This window comes from Bradyrhizobium sp. HKCCYLRH1034 (genome assembly GCF_051168375.1).
In the GTDB taxonomy this organism is placed as follows: domain Bacteria; phylum Pseudomonadota; class Alphaproteobacteria; order Rhizobiales; family Xanthobacteraceae; genus Bradyrhizobium.
The window spans coordinates 111,580-132,816 of sequence record NZ_JBNPUW010000014.1; the positions used below are offsets into that span (position 1 = coordinate 111,580).

22 protein-coding genes, 1 tRNA gene and 1 pseudogene are annotated in these 21,237 nt (G+C 63.6%); 13 read left to right on the forward strand and 11 right to left on the reverse strand.

Translation table 11 applies throughout. The features are described from left to right. Nucleotides 1–64 precede the first annotated feature (64 nt). The 4 genes from ACQR0W_RS27580 to ACQR0W_RS27595 are packed head-to-tail and all read left to right on the forward strand — an operon-like array spanning nt 65 to nt 2,909. Entirely contained in the window at nt 65–631 is a 567-nt protein-coding gene (locus tag ACQR0W_RS27580; RefSeq protein WP_434840859.1) for a hypothetical protein, read from the forward strand. A 4-nt stretch (nt 632–635) separates the two neighbouring features. Then, on the forward strand, nt 636–998 hold the full coding sequence (locus ACQR0W_RS27585) for a hypothetical protein (protein ID WP_434840858.1): 363 nt from the start codon (nt 636–638) through the stop codon (nt 996–998). Between the two features lie 20 nt (nt 999–1,018). Next, the gene (locus ACQR0W_RS27590) at nt 1,019–2,125 is read left to right on the forward strand and encodes a hypothetical protein (protein WP_434840857.1); all 1,107 of its coding nucleotides are present in this window, start codon (nt 1,019–1,021) and stop codon (nt 2,123–2,125) included. Beyond that, nucleotides 2,118–2,909: an ATP-binding protein gene (locus ACQR0W_RS27595; RefSeq protein ID WP_434840856.1), complete on the forward strand. Its 792-nt coding sequence runs from the start codon at nt 2,118–2,120 to the stop codon at nt 2,907–2,909. The genes ACQR0W_RS27590 and ACQR0W_RS27595 overlap by 8 nt, the downstream gene beginning before the upstream one ends. A gap of 138 nt (nt 2,910–3,047) precedes the next feature. Here the strand turns inward: ACQR0W_RS27595 and ACQR0W_RS27600 are convergent, their stop codons facing one another. Both ACQR0W_RS27600 and ACQR0W_RS27605 read right to left on the reverse strand, forming a co-directional pair. Next, the gene (locus tag ACQR0W_RS27600; protein ID WP_434840855.1) at nt 3,048–3,302 is read right to left on the reverse strand and encodes a conjugal transfer protein TraD; all 255 of its coding nucleotides are present in this window, start codon (nt 3,300–3,302) and stop codon (nt 3,048–3,050) included. Between the two features lies 1 nt (nt 3,303). Next, nucleotides 3,304–3,630 (reverse strand): conjugal transfer protein TraD, encoded by a 327-nt coding sequence (locus ACQR0W_RS27605; RefSeq protein ID WP_434840854.1) that lies wholly within the window; start codon nt 3,628–3,630, stop codon nt 3,304–3,306. 170 nt (nt 3,631–3,800) lie between these two features. Here ACQR0W_RS27605 and traA point away from each other — a divergent pair, with 170 nt between their 5' ends. The 6 genes from traA to ACQR0W_RS27635 all read left to right on the forward strand — a co-directional run bounded on the left by traA (nt 3,801) and on the right by ACQR0W_RS27635 (nt 8,802). Next, nucleotides 3,801–6,812, forward strand: a complete 3,012-nt coding sequence (gene traA / locus ACQR0W_RS27610; protein ID WP_434840853.1) for a Ti-type conjugative transfer relaxase TraA — start codon at nt 3,801–3,803, stop codon at nt 6,810–6,812. A gap of 128 nt (nt 6,813–6,940) precedes the next feature. Continuing rightward, on the forward strand, nt 6,941–7,156 hold the full coding sequence (locus ACQR0W_RS27615; RefSeq protein ID WP_434840852.1) for a helix-turn-helix transcriptional regulator: 216 nt from the start codon (nt 6,941–6,943) through the stop codon (nt 7,154–7,156). A 192-nt stretch (nt 7,157–7,348) separates the two neighbouring features. Further along, entirely contained in the window at nt 7,349–7,723 is a 375-nt protein-coding gene (locus tag ACQR0W_RS27620; protein ID WP_434840851.1) for a hypothetical protein, read from the forward strand. Nucleotides 7,724–7,732: 9 nt separating this feature from the next. Further along, the gene (locus ACQR0W_RS27625; RefSeq protein ID WP_434840850.1) at nt 7,733–7,948 is read left to right on the forward strand and encodes a hypothetical protein; all 216 of its coding nucleotides are present in this window, start codon (nt 7,733–7,735) and stop codon (nt 7,946–7,948) included. A 4-nt stretch (nt 7,949–7,952) separates the two neighbouring features. Further along, the gene (locus ACQR0W_RS27630) at nt 7,953–8,366 is read left to right on the forward strand and encodes a hypothetical protein (protein ID WP_434840849.1); all 414 of its coding nucleotides are present in this window, start codon (nt 7,953–7,955) and stop codon (nt 8,364–8,366) included. Nucleotides 8,367–8,583: 217 nt separating this feature from the next. Then, entirely contained in the window at nt 8,584–8,802 is a 219-nt protein-coding gene (locus ACQR0W_RS27635; protein WP_434840848.1) for a hypothetical protein, read from the forward strand. Here ACQR0W_RS27635 and ACQR0W_RS27640 read toward each other — a convergent pair. Then, entirely contained in the window at nt 8,796–9,494 is a 699-nt protein-coding gene (locus ACQR0W_RS27640) for a hypothetical protein (RefSeq protein ID WP_434840847.1), read from the reverse strand. The two genes, ACQR0W_RS27635 and ACQR0W_RS27640, sit on opposite strands and share 7 nt — an antisense overlap. A gap of 103 nt (nt 9,495–9,597) precedes the next feature. Between ACQR0W_RS27640 and ACQR0W_RS27645 the strand changes: the two genes are divergently transcribed. After that, nucleotides 9,598–10,002, forward strand: a complete 405-nt coding sequence (locus tag ACQR0W_RS27645; protein ID WP_434840846.1) for a hypothetical protein — start codon at nt 9,598–9,600, stop codon at nt 10,000–10,002. Between the two features lie 191 nt (nt 10,003–10,193). Here ACQR0W_RS27645 and ACQR0W_RS27650 read toward each other — a convergent pair. Together ACQR0W_RS27650 and ACQR0W_RS27655 are read right to left on the reverse strand one after the other, a co-directional pair. Continuing rightward, a pseudogene (locus ACQR0W_RS27650) lies at nt 10,194–10,719 on the reverse strand (AAA family ATPase); the annotation flags it as partial. Between the two features lie 424 nt (nt 10,720–11,143). Further along, nucleotides 11,144–11,380, reverse strand: coding sequence for a helix-turn-helix domain-containing protein (locus ACQR0W_RS27655; RefSeq protein WP_434840845.1), 237 nt, complete (start codon nt 11,378–11,380; stop codon nt 11,144–11,146). Between the two features lie 232 nt (nt 11,381–11,612). On the opposite strand from ACQR0W_RS27655, the gene ACQR0W_RS27660 reads away from it, so the two are divergent. Next, nucleotides 11,613–12,116, forward strand: a complete 504-nt coding sequence (locus ACQR0W_RS27660) for a hypothetical protein (protein ID WP_434840844.1) — start codon at nt 11,613–11,615, stop codon at nt 12,114–12,116. A gap of 301 nt (nt 12,117–12,417) precedes the next feature. Here ACQR0W_RS27660 and ACQR0W_RS27665 read toward each other — a convergent pair whose 3' ends face one another. Together ACQR0W_RS27665 and ACQR0W_RS27670 are read right to left on the reverse strand one after the other, a co-directional pair. Then, entirely contained in the window at nt 12,418–13,653 is a 1,236-nt protein-coding gene (locus tag ACQR0W_RS27665; RefSeq protein ID WP_434840843.1) for a tyrosine-type recombinase/integrase, read from the reverse strand. A 162-nt stretch (nt 13,654–13,815) separates the two neighbouring features. Beyond that, nucleotides 13,816–13,905: transfer RNA gene (locus ACQR0W_RS27670), tRNA-Ser, on the reverse strand. 221 nt (nt 13,906–14,126) lie between these two features. Between ACQR0W_RS27670 and ACQR0W_RS27675 the strand changes: the two genes are divergently transcribed. Then, a complete protein-coding gene (locus ACQR0W_RS27675; RefSeq protein ID WP_315717023.1) occupies nt 14,127–14,471 on the forward strand; it encodes a hypothetical protein in 345 nt (114 codons plus the stop codon). A gap of 38 nt (nt 14,472–14,509) precedes the next feature. Here the strand turns inward: ACQR0W_RS27675 and ACQR0W_RS27680 are convergent, their stop codons facing one another. The 4 genes from ACQR0W_RS27680 to ACQR0W_RS27695 form a co-directional block, all read right to left on the reverse strand. Beyond that, nucleotides 14,510–15,970: a trehalose-6-phosphate synthase gene (locus ACQR0W_RS27680; RefSeq protein WP_315750791.1), complete on the reverse strand. Its 1,461-nt coding sequence runs from the start codon at nt 15,968–15,970 to the stop codon at nt 14,510–14,512. 216 nt (nt 15,971–16,186) lie between these two features. Beyond that, on the reverse strand, nt 16,187–17,008 hold the full coding sequence (gene otsB, locus ACQR0W_RS27685) for a trehalose-phosphatase (RefSeq protein WP_315750788.1): 822 nt from the start codon (nt 17,006–17,008) through the stop codon (nt 16,187–16,189). After that, nucleotides 17,009–18,523, reverse strand: a complete 1,515-nt coding sequence (locus tag ACQR0W_RS27690) for an MFS transporter (protein ID WP_315750786.1) — start codon at nt 18,521–18,523, stop codon at nt 17,009–17,011. Nucleotides 18,524–18,930: 407 nt separating this feature from the next. Beyond that, the gene (locus ACQR0W_RS27695; protein WP_315828358.1) at nt 18,931–20,967 is read right to left on the reverse strand and encodes a methyl-accepting chemotaxis protein; all 2,037 of its coding nucleotides are present in this window, start codon (nt 20,965–20,967) and stop codon (nt 18,931–18,933) included. Nucleotides 20,968–21,237: the final 270 nt, after the last annotated feature.

Sequence of the window (21,237 nt, forward strand, 5' to 3'; positions counted from 1 at the left end):
GAGGCCGGCCCCTTGCGATGTGATGGCACCTCGGTTATCTCACATCACACACGTGAGGATAAAAATGATTTTGAATATGGCCCAGTTGGGTGACGGCGAGGTCCTGTCGGGAGCGACGACGGGGCGCATGGTGTTGGCGGACCTGCTCAAGGCAACGGCCAGCGAGCCGTCGGAAGTCACGCCCGTCTTGTTGAACTTCGAGTGGGTCAAGGTGGCGACGTCCAGCTTCCTGCGCGAAAGCGTGCTGGCTTTCCGCGACGCCATCCGCAGCCGCCGCTCCAACTTCTATCCGGTCGTCGCCAACGTGAACGCCGACGTTCGCGAAGAGCTCGAAGATCTTTTGAGCCGGCGTGGCGGTGTCCTGATGTCCTGCATCGCGCGGGGCGACGAAGTCGTCGAGGCAACCCCGATCGGAGAACTGGATCCGAAGCAGCGCCTGACGTTCGACCTGGTGCAGCAGCGTCGGGAGACCGACGCCGGTGAATTGATGCGGGATTTCGCGGCCACCGATCCGGTCAAGAGCCCGACGGCCTGGAATAACCGCTTGGCGAGCTTAGCTATGCTCGGTTTGGTTGCAGAGATCAGTCAAGGCCGATCGAAGCGCTACAAGCCTATTTTTGAAGGGGTTTGATTTTATGGGCGCGGATTTCCTGGAAAAGGCGGCTCCGCAGTTCGAGAAGTGTTGGGACAAGGGTCGGCTCGACCTGGTCACGCAGGACCTTTTCACGCGTCTGCCGACAACGAAGTCGCGGGCTTTCGAAGCGACCCTGCTGGGGTCTGGCCCGGTGAAGAAGGGCGAGAAGATCACCATCGACAAGGTGGGCAACGGGCTCCTGGTGTCGCGCGGGCACACCGAACTCGCTCTCAGCGAAGACGCGCCCGCCGCGCTGGTCGCGGCGATCGAGGCCAACTGCGGCATCGCGCAGGGCGTCGTGGACGAAGTCCATGAGATGGCCGGCGTCGTGGAGATCTCCGTATGCATCGCCCGTCTGCAGTAGCCGCCCGCAAGAAATCACGAATGCACATCGCCGAGCGCAAGCTTCGGCACGACAGCTCGCTCCACCAGCCCTCGCTCGGCTGCGCGGGATGCGCCGAAAGAAAATTCTGTGGCGGCCTGGCCATCGAGGCGAACGTCTGGAGCTGCCTCAGCTTCTGCTGCAACGATCCGGACAATTGCGATCGTGTCTGCCGCAACAATCCCGACTACGCCTTTCGCGTCCAAGAGATCGCCGGCTTCGAACTGAAGCTGCCGCAGGCACCTCTACTCCCCGCTCCGGTGCTCCCTCTCGTCGTTCCGGAGATCTTCCACGGATCGAAACGTAGCCGGCACTTCGCGCCCGCTCTCGCGAGCGTCTCCCTCTACGGCATGTTCGACCGCAGGGAGGGATTGCCGAAATACCGCACGCGGACCGATCTCAGCGACAACTTCAAGATCTCGACCGACACGCCGCTGCTGCTCACCGCCATCCAGCGAGACCGTCCGCTGGAGCGATGGTGGGAGCTCGGGCAAGCCCGGCGGAAGGTCATCATTGAAGCCGCCCGGGATTGCGGCGTGGTCCTGGCTACGACCCCGAACTACAGCCTGTTCCTGGACAGGCCGCGATGGGACGACATGCACGCCATGAAGCGCATCGCGCTGACGCACGGCGAATTCCTGCAGGCCGGAATGCCAGCCGCGCTGCACGTCAATGGCCGGACGGAATGGGATTTCGAGCGGTGGGCGGCGTTCATCGCAGAGCATCCGGAGGTCTCGCACGTCAGCTTCGAATTCACGACGGGGACGGGGCGCCCCACCCGCCGGCGCCAACATGCAGCCTGGCTATGCAGCGTGGCGAAGACCGTCGGGCGGCCGCTGCACCTTCTCGTCCGGGGCGGCAGCGACCTCCTGCCGGAATTGTGCGAGGCCTTCGCCGGTGTGACATTCCTGGAGACCACGACCTTTCTCAAGACCATGATGAGGTACCATGCGGTGAAGGGTGCAACCGTGGCTTGGTGGCCCTACCCCACCGCGGCCAAGCAGAAGTTGGACGACCTGTTCGAGACCAACTGGGAGATCTCGCGCGATGCGATCGCCAAGGTGATGCGCCGCGATCCGTCTCGAGCGCCGGCGGTCGCAGTTGCCTGAACCCGAAAGCCTGACATTCGCTGCGCTCGACGGCATCGCTTTCGCCGCAGCGCGAGGGCGACTCGGCGCCGTCCCGGAATTCGCCGCCGGCGAACTCGGTCCGCTGATCGAGATGGTTCAGTTGGCCCGTTCGGGTCTCCTGCCTCCACCGGGCTCGGCGCCGTGGCTGCACCAGAACGGGACCGAGGCGATCCTGCATGCGGCGGTCGGCGGCTCCCAACGATGGACAACTCCGTACGGCGACGGCTCCGGCTTCCTGAGATGCGACGTGCTGCAGACCGAGCCGAAGAGATGGACCTCCTTCCAACTCGAAGCTCACAAGGCGGCGCTCGCTGCGGGGTTCGCCTCGCAAGCGGTCAGCCGTCTCATGGGCGCCATGGGAGAGATCGTCGACAACGTCCTGGAGCACTCCGAAGCGGCACCGACCGGATTCGTCGTCTTCGGTTCACGCGCCGGCGTCTTCGAGTTCGTCGTCGCGGACGATGGCGTCGGAGTCCTCGCCAGTCTTCGCTCCAGCCCGGAATACGCTCACCTGGCCGACGAGGGCGACGCCCTGCAGTGCGCGTTGACTGACGGCGAATCGCGCCACGGCAAGGCGGCGAAGCGGGGTACCGGATTCAGCACGCTGTTTCGAAGCCTTGTCAACATGAACGCCTCGCTTCGTTTCCGGTCCGGCGACCATGCCTTAAGCATGCAGGGCACTTCGCCGACGCTGGTCACCGCTCACGTTGCCAGGAAGCCGCACGCATCCGGATTCATGACCTCGGTGCGCTGCACGGTTTGAGGCCAATTTTACCAGCCAGTGCTCAGGATCTTGTCGGCCTCGTCTCGATCGAGCACTTGCTCGCAGAGTTGCCATGAGGCGCCGTCGTCCTGAAGGAAATTACCGTACCGAAGCTCGAAAACATCTGACGCGCTCTTCTTACGACGGTTGAAATCGCGTACGCTTCTTTGAAGGCCTCGACGTCTCGAACGCTTGCTTGCCTTTTGCGGCCCATAGCTCGCGCGCCGTTTCGCCTTGATCGCCTTGGAGCTTGTCGGCCATCCAAAGCAGCGCGCCGAGGATCGTGGCGCGGTCGTCGCCGGTTAGATCGACGATTCCGGCTTTGGCGACGAGGCCACCGAGTTCGATGAGATGCCGTGTGCGCTTGCGGCGCTCGACTTGCCACGTGCGCATGTCATGTCGCGCCCTTGCGGCCTGATGCTGGTTGCGTACCGCTCGGCTGCGCAGAAGCGCCGTCCCTATTGCGGTCAGTTGTTGGCGCATTTCGCCGCGCCCGGCTTTGAAAAAACGCGGCCCCGCGTTTGGCCCATGCCTCCCTCTTTCCGGCCTCCTTCGTCTCGGCCAGCACAATCAGCGCACCGGCGAGTTCTTCAGCGGTGAGCGTGTCAGCCCCTGTGGCAATAACCAGTTCGCCGAGCTGACGCACCTTGCGAGTTTTCAGCCCGCGCGCCTTGTTTTCGAGTGCCTTCAGGTCCGCGTCAAAGTCCCTGGGTTTACGCATCAGCGTCTCCATGTGTTCGATGGAGAAATGATAGCTTGGCACCCCTCACAATGCTGTAAGGTCGTCAGGACGAGCTGAGACGGGATAGTCCCTCCCGAGATTTTTTCGAGGGAGGGCGCGCTTATACGTCGTTCCGACGTGCGCTTCGCTGTGCCAGTGATCTGGTCGCGATGGCGATCTATCATCTTCACGTCAAGGTCATTGGCCGGAAGGCCGGGAGCAGCGCGGTGGCGGCGGCGGCCTACCGCTCAGCCTCGCGGCTACGCGACGAGCGTATTGGCCGCGATCAGGATTTTTCCGCCAAGCGCGGCGTCGTCCATTCCGAGGTGATGCTGCCGGAGAACGCGCCGCAGGCATGGAGCGACCGCAAGCGGCTTTGGAACGATGTCGAAGCGTCCGAGGTCCGCAAAGACGCGCAGCTAGCTCGTGAGGTCGAGTTCGCCCTTCCGCGCGAGCTGAGTGAGGCGCAGAGCATCGAGCTGGCTCGCGACTTCGTTCAGGGCGAGTTCATCGGTCGCGGCATGATCGCTGATCTCAATGTGCATTGGGATATGGCCGAGGACGGCATGCCCAAGCCCCATGCGCATGTCATGCTGACCATGCGCGCGGTCGACGAGAACGGTTTTGGCCACAAGGTACGGGACTGGAACCGCACCGAGCTGGTTGAGCGCTGGCGTAAGCGCTGGGCCGAGCTTGCCAATGAGCGGCTGGCCGAGCTCGACATCGACGCGCGGATCGACCATCGCAGTCTGGAAGCCCAGGGCATTGCGCTGGAGCCGCAAAGCCAGATCGGCGCGCCTGCAAAGCGCATCGAGGGTCGGGGCATCGCTGGTCAAGGGAGCGAGGCCGACCGCGCGGAGATGCACCGCGAAATCGCGCGCAACAATGGCGCGCGGATCATCGCCGATCCCTCCCTTGGACTGGACGCCATCACCCAGCAGCAATCGACGTTCACACGCCGGGACTTGGCCAAGTTCGCGCACCGGCATAGTGACGGGCTCGACCAGTTCAACCAGGTGGCGGGCGCGATGCAGGGAGCGCCCGATCTGGTCGAACTCGGTAAGGACGCCCGCGGCGAGGATCGGTTCACCACCCGCGGGATGGTCGAGACAGAACGGTGCCTGCACCGTGCCGCTGAATTGATGGTGGACCGGGAGCACCATGGGGTTCGCGACGCAGCTCGCCAGGGCGCTTTGATGCGAGCGGAAGGGCGCGGCCTCGTGCTGTCGTCCGGGCAGGCCGAGGCGCTCGCGCATATCACAGACGGGCGCGGTCTTAGCGTCGTGGTCGGCCATGCCGGGACAGGAAAGAGCGCGATGCTGGGGGTGGCGCGGGAGGCCTGGGAAGCGGCAGGCTTCGAGGTCCGGGGCGTGGCGCTGTCCGGCATCGCGGCGGAAAACCTCGAAAGCGGATCGGGCATTGTGTCGCGCACGATCGCCAGCCTGGAGCATGGCTGGGAGCAAGGCCGTGACCTGCTCAGGCCGAGCGATATTCTGGTGATCGACGAGGCGGGCATGGTCGGCACGCGCCAGCTTGAGCGCGTGCTGTCTCATGCTGCCGAGGCCGGCGCGAAGGTGGTGCTGGTCGGCGATCCGCAACAGCTGCAGGCCATCGAGGCAGGCGCGGCATTCCGGTCAATCCATGAGCGTCACGGCGGAGCAGAGATCGGCGACGTGCGCCGTCAGCGGGAGGGCTGGCAGCGGGATGCCACGCGCGATCTGGCGACCGGCAAGGTGGACCATGCGCTCGGAGCGTACAGCTCCCACGGCATGGTGCATGAGGCCGAGAGTCGCGGGCAGGCGCGCGACGATCTGATCGAGCGCTGGGACCGTGATCGGCAGGCCTTGCCGGACCGGAGCCGGATCATCCTCACCCACACCAATGACGAGGTCCGGGCGCTGAACGAAGCAGCGCGCGGGCGGATGCGGGCCGCGGGCAATCTCGGCGACGAGGTACGCGTGACGGTCGAGCGCGGCGCGAGAAACTTCGCGAGCGGGGATCGCGTCATGTTCCTGCAGAACGAGCGCGGGCTTGGCGTGAAGAATGGCACGCTCGGGACCATCGAGCGGGTCAGCGCGCAATCCATGACCGTGCAGACCGAGGATGGCCGATCCGTGCGTTTCGACCTCAAGGATTACAACCGGATTGACCATGGCCATGCCGCCACGATCCACAAGGCCCAGGGCATGACGGTCGACCGCGTCCATGTGCTCGCAACGCCCGGTATGGACGCCCATAGCAGCTATGTCGCACTGTCGCGGCATCGTGACGGGGTGGACCTGCATTATGGCCGCGACGATTTTGCCAATGCGGACCGGCTCACCCGCGCCCTGTCGCGCGACCGCGCCAAGGATATGGCCTCGGATTACGACTTGGCCGATCCGATCCAGAGCTATGCCGAACGGCGCGGGATCACGTTCCGCGAGCGCGCGGTCGAGATAGTGCGCAAGATCGTGCCGGAGAAGTTGCGCGATATATTCGACGGCCTGCGCTCGCCTGCAGATGCCCTCCGGCCGGATGGCGGACGCAAGCCGGAGCAGGCATCGCCGGAAAGGGAAGCGAGGCGGACGGGAGCCGACCGGCGCGATATCGAAGCGCCGGAACGGCAGGTGGCCGAAGAGCCGCGCGAGGAATTGCGTCGCTTGCGCACTCGGGCACTCGTCCGCCATGCCCGCGCAGTCGATGCCATCGTCACAGCGCAGGAGATGGGCGGAGCGGCCACACCTGCGCAGGTCAAAGAGCTGCAGAACGCTCGGCAGGCCTTCGAGCAGATGCGACCCTATGGCTCACATGACGCCGAGTCAGCCTACAAGCAGAACCCCGAGCTGGCCCGTGAGGCCGCCGGCGGCCAAGTCGGGCGCGCCGTGCGCGCACTCCAGCTCGAGACCGAGCTGCGCACCGATCCGAGTCGCCGCGCGGACCGCTTCGTGGAGCGCTGGCAGAAACTCGACCAAGCTAGCCGGCGCCAATATCAGGTTGGCGACATGTCCGGCTACAAGGCGACCCGCTCTGCAATGGGCGACATGGCGAGAAGCCTCGAACGTGATCCACAACTGGAATCCATCCTCGCCAGCCGCAAGCGGGAGCTCGGCATCTCGTTCGAATCAGGCCGCCGGCTCGGCCACGAATTGGCCTTCACCCACGGCATTGACCTTGGAAGAGGCCGAGGCCCCGAACTTTAACTCCGCCCATTTTCTGCCGGCTCTACGCCGAGGTACGGCAACGCAAAAATGAGCTTGCTGATCTGGGCCCGCCGATCATGTCTTGTCTCAGATGCAGTCAGAAACAGCCAGCAGGATGCAGCGCGGCCATGCGCGAACCCGACCGTATCATCCGTTTGAAAACTGTCCTCGCGAGGACAGGCCTGTCCCGGTCCACCATCTACCGCAAGATCGCCGAGGGCACGTTCCCGCCTAAGCTCAAAATCAGCACCAACGGGACCGGCTGGCATGAATCTGACATCAGCCGCTGGATCGCAGATCCAGTCGGATGGCGCCCGGAGCGCGACTTCGACGAGGTTCAATGAGGTCGCTGGTGGTACCATTTTCTTGCGGCTGTCCTTAGTTCCGCAGCGAAATCCGAAACTAGAAAGTCTAGCATCCGAGCGGCGGACCGCCAGCCACCGTCGACGGGACTTTGGCAATACCCAGAGCCGCCTTTGCTTGCGTCCGGCGCGCTGGGCGCGTGTTCTATAGACCCATTTCACCAGCCTCGTGTCATGCGTTACACGCTTGGCTTCTACGAGCACGAGATCTTCGAGAAGAACCACTCGATCACGCCGGACGGCGCCAGGTACTTCGGCGTTCTATTGCCAAAAGCGACGGTTGAGCACATCGTACCGGTCAAGATCAGCGAGGCGATTCCGATGCTCAACCAGATAAGACCGGGTCAGTGGTACTTTGTCGTTGAATGCGCCGGATGCGACGAGCCCATTCCTTTCCTCGAAGCGCCGTCGCCTGATGAAAAACCTGAAGTAAAGCAGCGGACCATTTCGGACCTGAAGTGCCCGAGCTGCGGGCACGTCGGCACGTACGCGCCTGCGCTCATGTATCGCGACCAAGCACCCGGTCGCGACCAAGCACCCGGAAAATAGGGAAGACCGATGTCCCTCACGTATACCGGTGAATCCATGCAGACCATGACAGGCACGAGCTACAAGGCGATGGGTTCGCAGAACGAGCTCGTAATCGTTGATATCTCGCATGAAGCGGTCCAAGACTACGGCGAAGATACCTGCCAGGCGAAGGGCAGCCAAAAGTACGGCGCCGGGCAAGTTTCGAACAATACCGTGACCGTGAGAACCTCAGACTTCGGGTGATCTCATGCTAGGTTGGTTCAAGGGCAAGTCAGCTAAGCCAGCGGAGCTCACGACGGACGCTATTGCCGACATACTTGGGAAGTACGGCAAACTGCTCGAGCGACATCCTACCGCGTTCATGGACGAAAGCTGGCTGCCGCTACCGAAAGACCAGATGCTGCAGGTGTTCAAGGCAGCATGGAAAATGGCGCCGAACGAACGATTGCGGAATTACATAGAGATCGGCTGGGCCTCTTTATCCATGTTTCAGCCAGGCGTTGGACCCACGCCCGTCGATGCCGCGGTGCCCGACGATATTTCAAGCGAAAGCATCAAGACGCTCGATAGGTTTGTCGAGCTCGGGAAGCGGGCGCAAGCCGAGAGCGACCGCCAACTGCAGGAAATGCGCGAGTTCACGCGTGCCAATAAGCCTGGCTGAGGCTGCGCTCTTGCGTACAGGGACGCGGACGGGCGGGCTCGCCACACGAAGGTGATCGATGCGGCACTGGCATCGATCGAGCAGGTGCAACGACGCAAATGGCTGAAGTCCGGTGAAGAGGCGATGTGGTTCTGCCGCGACCTCTTGGCATCAGTGACACCGAGCTGCTCTGGCATGCGTAACGACCAAAGACGCCAAGTGGAGCCACCAGAACGAAATGCGCATTCTCGCCCGCAACTTCCTGAAGCACCCAAAGCTGCCCATCATCAACCCTGAGCGGCCACGGGTCGAACTCGCTCAGCCGCGTCTCAAACAAAGCATCGTCGAGGTGATGGTCGGGCCTAATGCGGACGAGGGAGCAGTTGAACGCGTACGCGCGGGCCTTGCCTCGCGCGGGTTCAAAACTGTGCCGGTCGTGCGGGCGAAAACTCAGTAGCCGGTTTGTGCCCGGCTGCATTCCTTTTTTGCGTGCTCATACACCTCCTTTGCCCACGCCTGAACCTTTTCGGCGAGTTTTTCGCATTTCGAATATTGCTTGATCCCAAGGAATTCGTAGGCTCGACGCATATTGCCAGTCGAGAGCTGCACTATGCCGGCCTTTTCGACTGTCTGGCGCGTTCGACGTGACTGGCGGTGTGGATCATGGCCCTGCGCGATCGCCGGCCGGCTCTTCCAGACCTCAGCATCCCATTCATCACGATGCTTATAGTAGTTTCCGATCGCCCAAATGAGCTCGATCCGGCTGTGTCCGCTCTTCCGGTATTTGCCGCCGAGCGCGAAGATACTCTGGTGGTCGAGACCCTTCACCGTTAGCCCATGCTGTTCTTTCATGAACGTCACCAGATGTTCGGCTGCCTTATCGACCCTTCGAATCTTAGCCTGAAGCACAAGAAACGATGCGCCGATAAGCTCTTCGAGATAATCGGACTCCGTGTCGGAGACCGCTTCGGCATATTCGGGATTTCCTTGCTTTGCTGCCTTTTCGCAAGCGCGCTCCGAACGGCGGATCAGATCGGCGAAGTCGCCAAAGATCTGCTGGAAACGTTCATCATCAACCTCATATTTGAGCAGCCAGAGCCTGTGATTCTGCGACGGCAGCGACGCTGCTTTCCTCTTTCCCTTCGCCATGCTTACCCTTCAGTATCCGCTTTGTTGTAGCCGCAATGTGCTTAGCTATATCATCCTCGCCAGGACAGCCGCATGCCATTTTTTCGAATCTTGGAGTCCGCCATTGGTGAAGAGGAAACGCGGCCGGCCGCCGGGCGTCAAGCCGAGCACCTATGATTTGGAAATCCTCTGGCAGGTCTATGTCTGGATGACCTGGCCGCAATATCGCACGCGGTCCTTCGACCAGCTCGTGCGCTGGGCTGCGATGATTCGCCCGCCGCGCGCGGCCGACCGCACGACACTTCCGAACCGATTGAAGCGCCTGCATGCTGCCGTGAGCAAGGCGCCCGCCAAGTTTGGTTTTCCAAAATGGGTATCGCGACTACCGGTTAAGGGACGCCGCGTTCCGCAACCAAAGCAAAGCGGCGCCCAAGGTGCCTCTATCCGCGACGCCGCCCGCGAACTTGGGGCCGAGGCCGAGCGCATTGGCCGGGAATTAATGTCTCAGACGCGCCCCTCGGAGGACTGATAGCACGGGTTAACTATCAATTCTCACATCAAGGCCGGTGAAGCGCTGGCCTGGACGGAGACTGAAACCATGACGGACCCGCGCGATCTTTATCTTGCAATCGCCGAATTTCTGCTCGCACTCATTCGCCTCATCGTAACACTCTTGCTGCTCAGCTAGCCGGGGTTCCGCGAAATGGCATAGCCGCTCGGGGTGTGGGTGAGGATGATCCGGCTCTTGTCGGGCGACGCCTGCCGGTCGCGATCCCAGCGGTCGAGCAGATCGTCGCAAGCCTGCTCGCGGATCTGGGCCTCGTGCACCATGCCGTGGGAGCGGTGACCTCCGAGCGCTTTGCTGGTTCTGCCATTGGCCAGATCACGCGTGACGTCGCGCTGCCAGCCCTCCCGCTGACGACGTACTTCGGCGATTTCGGCGCCGCCGTGCCGCTCATGGATCGACCGAAACGCCGCACCCGCCTCGATGGATTGCAGCTGCTGCGGATCACCGACCAGCACCACCTTTGCACCGGCTGCGGCAGCATGGGATAGTGCGCTCCAACTGGCGCGTGCCGACCATGCCCTCCTCATCGATCATCAGCACATCGCGGGTCGTAAGCCCGTCGCGGCCCCGTCCCGAGCCATGCTCCATGCTAGCGGTGGTGCGCGAAGCAATGCCCGATCCGCTTTCAAGATTGAATGGGGTAGCTTGCGCGCCCAGAATGTTTCGAACTTCTGGCCCTCAGATTCGTAGCCTACGAGCCACGGTGACGTACTGCCACTAGGCCACGTGTGGCCGCGCACTTCGTCAACTTCTATGAGCGATTCACCAGCCGCTTAAGAAGCGGAGCTATAGCCGCCCTCCGCGCGACCCCGATGAAGCGCGTAAGCCGTCCGCTTGAATTTCACTAGGTCTAGGAACCTTAGATGCATCCCATAATTATGTCGGCCGCAATGATCGGCGCATTGCTTATCATATGGATGTACTTGCTGGTGATGGATCCCTTTGATTGGCCGGCCGACTCCAATTACATTTCAAAGCTTCGCTAGCGAATAGAGCACCGCCGGGTAAATCCCTATCGCCGCCACGCGCTTGAAGAACGCTCTTTCTCGCACGATGTCGTCCGACAATATCAGGTCCCAGAGCACGACTGGGATCGCAAGGCCTACTTGCGGCTCAACTTCCTAACCACGTCGATCGGGTCGAACCCCAGGATCTTCCCCAGCTCAATAAGCTCGACGACATCAATCCGACGCTGACCAGATTCCATGTGGGTCACCCAGGACTGGTAGACACCCATCTTTTCAGCCAGGTCGACCTGTCTCAAGCCCGCAGCCTTCCTGTGCTCGACCAGCATGGCGGCAAGCTTTTTCTGCAGGGGTGATGTGACCGTTTTCGGCATCCCGGCCTCACAAGGGGGCCAGAGACATAAAACGACTTTTCAGATACCGATAAATTCGGTATTCTACGGGACCACCCTATTCGCTTCGCGGGGGCTTCAATGGGAATGCCGCTCCGTCTCATGCAGCGTGGCTGCAGGCGCGAGCGCTGGCGCACACCATGACCAATACATGCAATTTCCCCTGGAATGAATGTCGAGGGGCGAATGGACAACGTACCGTAAGGGGGAGGCGATGAATCCCACTACCTCTCTGAGAGCGGAAGAGTCGAATGCTCGGAATGAGCTTTCGCTGGATCGGACGGCCGCAGCTGAGCAGCTTGATCCCGATTTTGCGCTTGTCCAGTTAGACACGACCTTTATCACGCTGTTGTCGGAGATTTCTGCGTTAGAGTCCCATCGCGTTGATGAGCGAGAGCCCCCAGACGCGGAGAACGTCCGCTCGGACGACGCCAGCCGAACGCAGAAAATCGAATCGGTGCTGGCTCGCCTGGCGCCCATTGAGCTGGCAATCATGGCTACGCCGGCGCGGACGATCGTAGGCCTGGGCATAAAAGCTCGCCATGCAGCGCACGTTGTGTCAGAGCATTGGGACGTGCCTATTGAGCAAATGGAATGGGATGCCCGAGCGGTTCGGCTCCTGATTGAAGCGATTTGCAAAATGGCCGACGTGCGGTTACCGTTTCCGAACGACGCGTACGGCGCCTCTCCTAAATGTCGGCGAACTCCAAGTTTGTAATGTCGGTCGGGCGAAAGCGATCCGTCGCTCGTAATCTATACGGCTTCGCGCAACTATCGAGATCGCAAGCATCAACTAAACTGATTCCCATGATTGCGAACTCCGCGGATAAAGGCTCCTCACGCTGAGCACGTGTTCAAGCTCCCGATGGCGAGCGTCATCGGGTTGCCGCGCGCAAAATGTTCCGGCTAATGTTTGCACAGCATATCGAACTGTCAGCACCAGGGATCTGCTCTGCGAGCAATCTTCTCGGGAGGCATTCGAAAGCTAAGATGCGCAGCCAAGCCAGCGAGCGGGCAGTTCAGGCGCGAATCGAAATGATCTTTTGATCCGCGCCTCCGCTTGAGGCACAAAATGCTGCCCAATCGGACATCAAAGTTTTCCGCTTCTCGAACAGATCGCCTCGGCGGTAAGCGGCCTCGACTTTGCTGCCGATCGTGTGGGCGAGTGCCATCTCAACCACTTCACTGGGATAATTCGTGCACTCGGCGGCCCAGTCTCGGAAGGTCGAGCGGAAGCCGTGCGCGGTCAGGTCCGATCGCCCCATCCGGTCGAGCAGCGCCAGCATAGCCATATTGCTGAGCGGCTTGTCGCGCTTGCCGCCGGGAAACAGATGCGCCCCGCCCTGTTCGTTACGCAGTTTCTCGACAATGGCCAGCGCCGCTGCAGGCAACGGAACGCGGTGTTCCTTGGAGGCTTTCATGCGTCCGGCTGGCACCGTCCAGACCTTGTCCTTTATTTCTTCCGGTCGCGCACCGATCACCTCGCCGGTGCGGGCCGCCGTCAGTATCAAGAACTCAAGCGCTCGCGCCGCGGCGCCGTCTTGCGCCCGCAATGCGGTCATGAATGCGGGTAGCTCATCATAGGGCAAGGCGGCGTGGTGCTTGACCTTGCGCACCTTGGTGCGTGCTGGCAGCAGCTTGTCGAGATGGCCGCGCCACCGAGCTGGATTCTCACCCTGGCGAAAGCCCCGCACGGTCGCCCAATCAAGCACAGCTTCAATTCGACCACGCAGCCGCGAGGCTGTTTCCGGCTTCTTCGACCACAACGGCTCGATGATTTTCATCACCAGCGCGGTGTCGATGCTGTGCACCGAGAGCGAACCGATCACCGGCTCGGCATACGTCTTCAGCGTCGAGCTCCATTGCGCCGCGTGCTTAGCGTTGCGCCAGCCGGCGCTGTGGGCCGCCAGATACTGCTTGGTACATTCCTTGAAGGTCAGCGCGGCGGCGGCCTCCAGGGCAGCCTGAACGCGGTGCGCTCGGCGCGCCTCGATCGGATCGATGCCTTCGTAGACCTGCCGTCGATACTCGGCTGCCTTTGCCCGCGCTTCGGCCAGCCCAAAGATCGAGAACGAACCGAGGCCCATTTCGCGGGAGCGGCCGCGAAGGGTGAAGCGGAATATCCAGGATTTGGCAGACGTGTTTTCGCCGTCCCCTGTGACCTGCAGATAAAGGCCCGCGCCATCGGCGTACATGCCTGGCTTCTTGACCTTCGCGACCTTCAGCGCCGTCAACCGGCCCACCAGATGCGCCATTTCTGCCTCGCGCAGCCTACCCACGATGCTACCCACATCCTGCGCGCGTTTACCCACGTTCTGGGGCGAACCCGCGCGGACGCCAGAAGGCATCAAACGCTAAAATTACGGCGATTTTTCAGGGGGTTGGCGGACGGGAGCGAACAGATGCGAACGCTGGGATGGCGGAGAGAGTGGGATTCGAACCCACGGTACGGTTTCCCGCACACACGCTTTCCAAGCGTGCGCCTTAAGCCACTCGGCCATCTCTCCGGCGGCCCTCTCTTGGCGGGGTCGGCGGCGTTTTGCAAGCCGGGCGGGGGCCTCGGCGGCAAATTTCCCCCAAATCGCTGATAAAAATCATCAATCCGCCCTGGTTGCGGGCTCGGCCGGGGGCCGCCGCCGCTCGCCGGCCGATCGATGAACCGGCCGGCCGGCCGGCACGACCACTGATTTGCAGCCCGTCGGTCCGGCTGCACACGAGGGACCTCGCGATGCCGTCATCCACCCCTGCCCGTCTCGCCGTGCTGCTGGCGGCAGCATTCAGCCTGACTGCCGCCGGCCCGGCGCGCGCCGATCAATGCACCAAGCAGGGCGTCGACGTGACCTGCGACGACGGCCGCAAGGGGATCTGGCAGGGCGATGCGATCCTGTGGCCGGACGGGACCAAGTCCAGCCTGAAGCCGCACCCGTCCGTCATCGTCGGCAACAAGGCATCGGTGGTGGTGGGACCCGGCGTGTTCGTCGGACAGGGCAACGGGATGGTGCCGATGGACAATCCGAGTTCGCCAAACAAGCTGCGCTGCGCCGTGCTCGACGGCGTCTCCTACTGCCATTGAGCCTCGCCGCCGTGCGGCGGCGAGGTGTAACGCCCGGTTCAGTGATAGCGCGCGCCGGGCGACAGCATGCGGCCGGCCAGAAAACCCGCCGGCGCTGCAGGCAGAGGCTCGATCTCGACCTCGGCCGAGTCACCGTCCTGCAGGGTCTCGACGAAGTCGGCAAACCATTGCTGGATCGAATGGCGGCGCAGCTTCGTCATCATGATCTCATAGCGCATGCGGCGCTCGTTGAGCGGCATCGACAGCGCCATCGCGATCGTCCGCGCCATGCCGTCGATGTCATGCGGATTGACGATCAGCGCCGCGTCGAGCTCGTTGGCGGCGCCGGCGAATTTCGACAGCACCAGCACGCCGGGATCGACCGGGCTCTGCGCGGCGACATACTCCTTCGCCACCAGGTTCATGCCGTCGTGCAGCGGCGTGACGACGCCGACCTGGGCGCTGCGATAGAGGCCGGCCAGCACGCCCTGACCATAGCCCTTGTTGAGGTAGCGGATCGGCGTCCAGTCGACCTCGCCGTGGCGGCCATTGACCTCGCTGACGAGGCGCGCGACCTCGCTCTGCAGATTGCCATAGGCCTCGATCGATTCGCGCGACGGCGTTGCGATCTGCAGCAGCGACACGGCGCGCAGCAGGCTCGGGTGCATCGTCCACATCCGGTCGAACGCGTTGATGCGGTTGACGAGGCCCTTGGAGTAGTCGAGCCGATCGACGCCGATGGCGAGCTTCTCGCCGTGCAGGCTGCGGCGCAGCCGCGACACGTCCGGATGCGCCACCGCCTTCGCCGCCTGCTGCGCAAACTTGTCGGCATCGATGCCGATCGGGAACACCGCCAGACGGGTGCGGCCGTGCAGCGACCTGACCACGCCGTCACGCACCTGCAAGCCGAGATCGGCGCGGATGCAGGCGGTGAAGTTCTCGCGATCGTCCTCGGTCTGGAAGCCGATCAGATCATAGGCGAGCATCGCGGTGACGAGATCGCGGTGATTCGGCACGCTGTCGATGACGCTGCGCGCGGGCCACGGCGTGTGAAGGAAGAAACCGATCGGGCTCTTGACACCGAGCGTGCGCAACTCCGCGCCGAGCGACAGGAAGTGATAGTCCTGGATCCAGAACAAGGTGTCCGGCTTCTGGAACCGGAGCAGCGCGCGCGCCACGAAGGCGTTGACCTCGCGATAGGACCGATAGTCATCATGCGAGACGCTGATCAGATCGCTGCGTGAATGCAGCGCCGGCCACAGCGCCGAATTGGCGAAGCCTTCGTAGTAGCCGGCATAGTGCGCAGCCGGCAGATCCAGCAGCGCGAGCGCGCCTTCACCGATCTGCTCGATCTCCGCGATCGGTTCCGTCTGCGCGCCGTCGCGCACACGTCCCGAAGATCCCACCCATACTGCCCCCGATTTCTCCACGATGGGCAGCAATGCTGCCGCAAGTCCGCCGGTCATTGGCTCGTTGGCTTTGCCACGTGCCACCCGATTCGAAACCACGACGAGGTTCACAGCTCCCTCCTGTTGGTCATGTCGGTTAACAGCTGTTCATCAATATGGTTCCAGGCCACCCTTTCAACCAAATGAAACCAAATTCGGGCATTCGCGCGGTGTAATCACAGCGTCAATCAAGTCAGAACGTTTCTAATCAAGAGCGACGCATGCAACATGCGAATGCATGGCGGATGGAACTAATAACGCGGCGATACCGAACCACTGCGCGGACCGCTAGGTCGATGAATTAGTTCCGCCGTCGGCGAGGCGCGCCAGGAACGCGCGCACGTCGTCCGGAGCGTCGAAATGTCCGTCGACACCGAGCGCCCGACGGCCGACCGAGAACGACAGGCCAGCGAAATCCGGCATGATCGCGAACACCGTCTCGTCGGTGACGTCGTCGCCGATGAAGAACGGCTTGCGTCCCTTGAAGGGCGCGTGCCGCATCAGCTCGCGCACGCCGCTCGCCTTGGTGAAGCCGGCATGCTTGATCTCGCACACACATTTTCCGGGCAGCACCTCGATCGGCGCCTCCGGCAACTCGGCGCGGATGCGCGACACCTCCTCGTAGATCGCCTTCTCCGCCTGCGGCGCGAGGCGATAATGCAGCGCCAGCGAGTACCCCTTGTCCTCGAGCAGAATGCCGGGGCTGAGCTTGGCGATCGCAGCGAGCCTGCGCTTCAGCTCCTTGTCCAGCGGCGGCGCCTTGATCGCATCCGCCTCACCGCCGCCGCCGAGCCGCATCTCCGCGCCATGACCGCCGACGGCGGGGTAGACCTCCGGCGCGAAGATGAGATCGATGTCGTTGAGCGAGCGGCCCGAGACCAGCGCAAGCGCGCCGGAGGTTCGTTGCAGCAACGCGTTGAGTGCCTCGGCAAGGCCCGGCGGGACCCACACCTCGCGCGGTGTCGGCGCGAGATCGAGCAGGGTGCCGTCGATATCGAGCAGGATCGCCACCTCGCGAAGATGCGGCACGAGACTCACCGGCGTCGGAACGATCTCGGCGGGCTCCGCCGCAGGAGAACCGATCAGATCGGAGTTGTCGGACATCATCATCTACTCCATGACAGCGAGCGGGCGCGCCACCTGCTCGAGCGATTTGCGCTCGGCCGCGATGGCATAGCGCCAAGCGACGAGCGCCGCCACCAGCATCAGCGCGGCACCGAACAGATAGCCGCCGAACACCGCGCCGCGCGCCCCGCTGTCGAGCAGCGCGCCGAACAGCGCGGGTCCCGCCACGCCGCCGATCCCGGTGCCGATTGCGTAGAACAGCGCGATCGCGAGCGCGCGCACTTCCAGCGGAAAATTTTCCGACACGGTGAGATAGGCGGCGCTCGCCGCCGGTGACGCGAAGAAGAAGATCACCATCCAGGCCGCGGTCTGTGTCGCGGCGCTCAGCACTCCGATCGAGAACAGATAGCCGGTGAGCGCGAGCAGCACGCCGGAGACGCCATAGGTGAAGGTGATCATGGCGCGGCGACCGAGCGTGTCGAACAGACGGCCGAGCAGCAGCGGCCCGAGCACGTTGCCGGCCGCGAAGGGCAGGATGTACCAGCCGACATGATCGGACTTGATGCCGTAGAAGTCGGTCAGCACCAGCGCGAAGGTGAAGAAGATCGCGTTGTAGAAGAACGCCTGGGCGATCATCAGCGTCAGCCCGACCAGCGAGCGCTGACGATAGACCGAGAACAGCGTATGCGCGACCTCTCGTAACGGCGTGTGGCTACGCATCCGCAGCCGCATCCTCGGCAATTCCTTAGCGCGCGCCTCGCGGTCGTGGCCGGTGACGTCGCGTTCGATCTCCGCCACGATCCGATGCGCCTCTTCGGGATGGCCGTGAATCATCAGCCAGCGCGGACTTTCCGGAATCCACATCCGCATGACCAGCACGACCAGGCCGAGACAGGCGCCGATGCCGTAGGCCAGCCGCCAGCCGACATCCGGGCTGGCGACATCAGGATCGAGCAGCACGATGGCACCGACGGCGCCGAGCGCGGCACCCAGCCAGAAGCTGCCGTTGATCATGAGATCGGTCCAGCCGCGATAGCGCGCCGGCACCAGCTCCTGGATCGTTGAGTTGATCGCAGTATACTCGCCGCCGATGCCGGCGCCGGTCAGGAAGCGAAACAGCGCGTAGGTTGCGACATTCCACGACAAGGCGGTGGCGGCCGTCGCGGACAGATAGAGCGCGAGCGTGATGAAGAACAGCTTCCGGCGGCCGATGCGGTCGGTCAGCCAGCCGAAGCCGAGCGCGCCGAGCACGGCGCCGGCGAGATAGGCGCTGTTGGCAAGCCCGATCTCGAGATTGGAGAAATGCAGCGCCGGGCTCTGCTTGAGTGCGCCCGACAAGGCGCCGGCGAGCGTCACCTCGAGCCCATCGAGCACCCAGGTGATGCCGAGCGCCAGCACGACGCGGGTGTGAAAGGCGCTCCAGCGGAGGTCGTCGAGCCGGGCGGGGATGTTGGTTTCGATGATTCGATCCTGGCCAGCCGTGTCGCCCGGCGGCGCGCTGGATTGCGGCGCTGACGTGATGACGCGGAGGTGCGGAAAGGATGCCTGTCGGGGTGCCATGGAATCCCAATGCGACGGCGCGGGTCGCACCGCATGCTCGACCGAGAGGATGAAGCAAATGCGGCAATGAAACCCTGCCGCTGCGACCCAACGTCTCGCCGCGCGCTGGGTTCCCGGAAGTGGGGCGGGGTTCGGCGCTCGACCCGCCCCGGGGGGCCGCAGCGTTTCCTGGGTGAGGCCCAGGCGCGCCTCATTTCAGCTGTCGTCCCGGGCAAGCGGGCGGAGCGAGCGCGATCCGGGATCCATACCGCGTGATGCAAGATTGGGGCACGCGATCGATACCGCCCGCCACACATCTGACGCGGGGTATGGATCCCGGCGTTCGCCGGGATGACAGCGGAGGGTTTGGCCGCGGGCTCGCCAACGCATTTGCGAGCGGCGTGAAGACCAGCCTGTCGCCGCAAAACTCACGCCGCGCGGATGTTCGCCATGAAGCGGTTGAGCTCCGCGCGCAGGCGGGCGCTTTCCGAGGACAGCGACTGGGCCGAGCGCAGCACCTCCTCCGAGGCCTCGCCGGTCTGGGTCGCGCCGCGATTGACCTGGGTGATATCGGCGGCGGCGGCCTGCGTGCCTGCCGCGACGCTCTGCACGTTCCTGGCGATCTCCTGGGTCGCGCCGCCCTGCTGCTCGACCGCGGTCGCGATCGACGAGGCAATGGTCGAGATCTGACGGATCGTGCCGCCGATCTGCTTGATCGCGGTCACCGACTCCTGGGTCGCTGCCTGCATGCCGGAGATGTGGTTGGAGATGTCGTCGGTCGCCTTGGCGGTCTGCTCCGCCAGCGACTTGACCTCGGAAGCCACCACCGCAAACCCGCGGCCGGCATCGCCGGCGCGGGCGGCCTCGATGGTCGCGTTCAGCGCCAGCAGGTTGGTCTGCTCGGCAATCGCGGTGATCAGCTTGACGACGTCGCCGATCTCCTGCGCTGCACGCGACAGCTTGCCGATGCGCCCGTCGGTCTCCTCGGCCTGGGCCACGGCTGACTCCGCGATGCGGCTGGACTCGCGGACCTGGCGGCCGATCTCGTCGACCGAGGCCGACAGCTCGTCGGTCGCGCTCGCGACCGAGTGGATGCGGCCGGTGGCCTGGTCGGAGGTGCCGCTCACGCGGCTCGCCAGCGACTGCGTGGTCTCGGCGGTGCGCGTCAGGGTCGAAGCCGCCTGCTCGAGGTGCTCGGCCGAGCTCGAGACGTTGGACACGATCGAGCCGACGGCGGTCTCGAACTCGTCGGCGAAGCGGATGAGCTCGGCCCGGCGCGCGGCGCCCGCAGCCTTGTTCTGGGCGTCCTGCGTCGCGGCGTCGCGCTCGGCCTTGGCCACCGCCTGGACCTTGAACTCCTCGACGGCGGCCGCCATCTCGCCGATCTCATCGGCGCGCCCGAGGCCGGGCAGCCGGACGTCGAAATTGCCCGAGGCGAGCTCGCGCATCGCCTTGCACATCGTGATCATCGGCCTGGAAATGCCGTTGCCGAGCATCAGCGCCAGCACGGCGCCGAGCGTCAGCCCGCCGATCGCCAGCATCGCGATCAGCCGCTCGATGTCCGCGATGCTGGTGTTGGCGGCGGCCTCGATGCGCTGCTGGTCGGACGCGACCTCGGATTTCAGCCCGTTCGACAGCGCGATGATCTCGGTCCCGACGACGCCCATCTCCTGTTCGAGCTTGTCGAGCGCTTTCATGTTCTCCGACAGCTTGATGAAGGCGGCGCGGTACTGCTTGATCAGGTCGCCGAGCTCGGCGACGCGCTGGGTGATCTTCTCGTCATTGGCATAGATCGTCACCAGCGAGGTTTCCAGGAAGCGCGTGCGCGCGATGGCGCCGTCGGCCGTCTTGGCATCGGGCTTGGCGATGTAGGTCCCGACCAGCGCGGACACGGTCAGGTACTGGCCGGTGAGGTCCTTGGCCGTCGTCTGCACGGACGGCAGGCCGGCGAGCGCGGCGGTGTCCGCCAGATCATCGAACTTGAAGCGGATCTTGTTGCCGATGATGCCGATCTGGTCGGTCGCCAGCTTCGCGTTCTCGCGGGTCAGGGCAACGATGCTCGAGAATGTCTTGGCGAAGGCCTGAAACTGCGCCTGCAGCTTGCCGACCTGCGCCCGCCGCTCGGCGCCGGTCGCGGCCATCGATTTGTCGATCGCGGCCTGGAGCGCCTGCTGGGCAGCGGTGGCCGCCGCCTCGTCATCGGCTTTGCCGGTCAGGGCATAGTAACGGGCGAGAGCCTGGTACGAGACCAGCTCGCGATCGATGGTGCGGGTGGTGTCGGCTTCCGCAACGCTGCTGCGATAGGCCGCCACCGCCGCGGCGACCCGCTCGAACCCCAGATAGGAGAAGCCGATGCTGACGGCGGAGATGGCCAGCACCACGGCGAAGCCCAGGAAGATCTTGCCGCGAAATCGCAGGGTCAGAAAATTGGCGCGCCGCGACTGCGGCGCAAGCTGCGCAGACATTCCCACCCCCGACACGCCATTCTTTATATTGGCCAGAAACCAACTGCCCGGCAGCAACGCACCAGAGCGTGATCAAAACTACGTCACAATGGCTAAGGGGCGGTAAATGGGCGGCATCGGCCTGCGGCCTGCGCTCACCCGCGCCGGTGCCGCCTCGCATGGCGTGCCACATGCGACCGAATCGCCGGGGCCGCGCGCAAGACGTCGCAATGACATCAGAGACGAAAATTCGAGTTGCAAAGTCCTGAGGGCGCTGTTTCTAATCAGAAT

Bases quoted from the DNA above. Each gene is read 5' to 3' on its own strand.
- otsB (WP_315750788.1), bottom strand. From the start codon at position 17,008: ATGATGATGTCCGACAACTCCGATCTGATCGGTTCTCCTGCGGCGGAG.
- ACQR0W_RS27695 (WP_315828358.1), bottom strand. From the start codon at position 20,967: ATGTCTGCGCAGCTTGCGCCGCAGTCGCGGCGCGCCAATTTTCTGACC.
- ACQR0W_RS27630 (WP_434840849.1), top strand. From the start codon at position 7,953: ATGCTAGGTTGGTTCAAGGGCAAGTCAGCTAAGCCAGCGGAGCTCACG.
- ACQR0W_RS27625 (WP_434840850.1), top strand. From the start codon at position 7,733: ATGTCCCTCACGTATACCGGTGAATCCATGCAGACCATGACAGGCACG.
- ACQR0W_RS27585 (WP_434840858.1), top strand. From the start codon at position 636: ATGGGCGCGGATTTCCTGGAAAAGGCGGCTCCGCAGTTCGAGAAGTGT.
- ACQR0W_RS27600 (WP_434840855.1), bottom strand. From the start codon at position 3,302: ATGCGCACGTGGCAAGTCGAGCGCCGCAAGCGCACACGGCATCTCATC.
- ACQR0W_RS27640 (WP_434840847.1), bottom strand. From the start codon at position 9,494: ATGGCGAAGGGAAAGAGGAAAGCAGCGTCGCTGCCGTCGCAGAATCAC.
- ACQR0W_RS27690 (WP_315750786.1), bottom strand. From the start codon at position 18,523: ATGGCACCCCGACAGGCATCCTTTCCGCACCTCCGCGTCATCACGTCA.
- ACQR0W_RS27605 (WP_434840854.1), bottom strand. From the start codon at position 3,630: ATGCGTAAACCCAGGGACTTTGACGCGGACCTGAAGGCACTCGAAAAC.
- ACQR0W_RS27660 (WP_434840844.1), top strand. From the start codon at position 11,613: ATGAATCCCACTACCTCTCTGAGAGCGGAAGAGTCGAATGCTCGGAAT.
- ACQR0W_RS27620 (WP_434840851.1), top strand. From the start codon at position 7,349: ATGCGTTACACGCTTGGCTTCTACGAGCACGAGATCTTCGAGAAGAAC.
- traA (WP_434840853.1), top strand. From the start codon at position 3,801: ATGGCGATCTATCATCTTCACGTCAAGGTCATTGGCCGGAAGGCCGGG.
- ACQR0W_RS27580 (WP_434840859.1), top strand. From the start codon at position 65: ATGATTTTGAATATGGCCCAGTTGGGTGACGGCGAGGTCCTGTCGGGA.
- ACQR0W_RS27675 (WP_315717023.1), top strand. From the start codon at position 14,127: ATGCCGTCATCCACCCCTGCCCGTCTCGCCGTGCTGCTGGCGGCAGCA.
- ACQR0W_RS27590 (WP_434840857.1), top strand. From the start codon at position 1,019: ATGCACATCGCCGAGCGCAAGCTTCGGCACGACAGCTCGCTCCACCAG.
- ACQR0W_RS27635 (WP_434840848.1), top strand. From the start codon at position 8,584: ATGCGCATTCTCGCCCGCAACTTCCTGAAGCACCCAAAGCTGCCCATC.
- ACQR0W_RS27655 (WP_434840845.1), bottom strand. From the start codon at position 11,380: ATGCCGAAAACGGTCACATCACCCCTGCAGAAAAAGCTTGCCGCCATG.
- ACQR0W_RS27615 (WP_434840852.1), top strand. From the start codon at position 6,941: ATGCGCGAACCCGACCGTATCATCCGTTTGAAAACTGTCCTCGCGAGG.
- ACQR0W_RS27665 (WP_434840843.1), bottom strand. From the start codon at position 13,653: ATGGCGCATCTGGTGGGCCGGTTGACGGCGCTGAAGGTCGCGAAGGTC.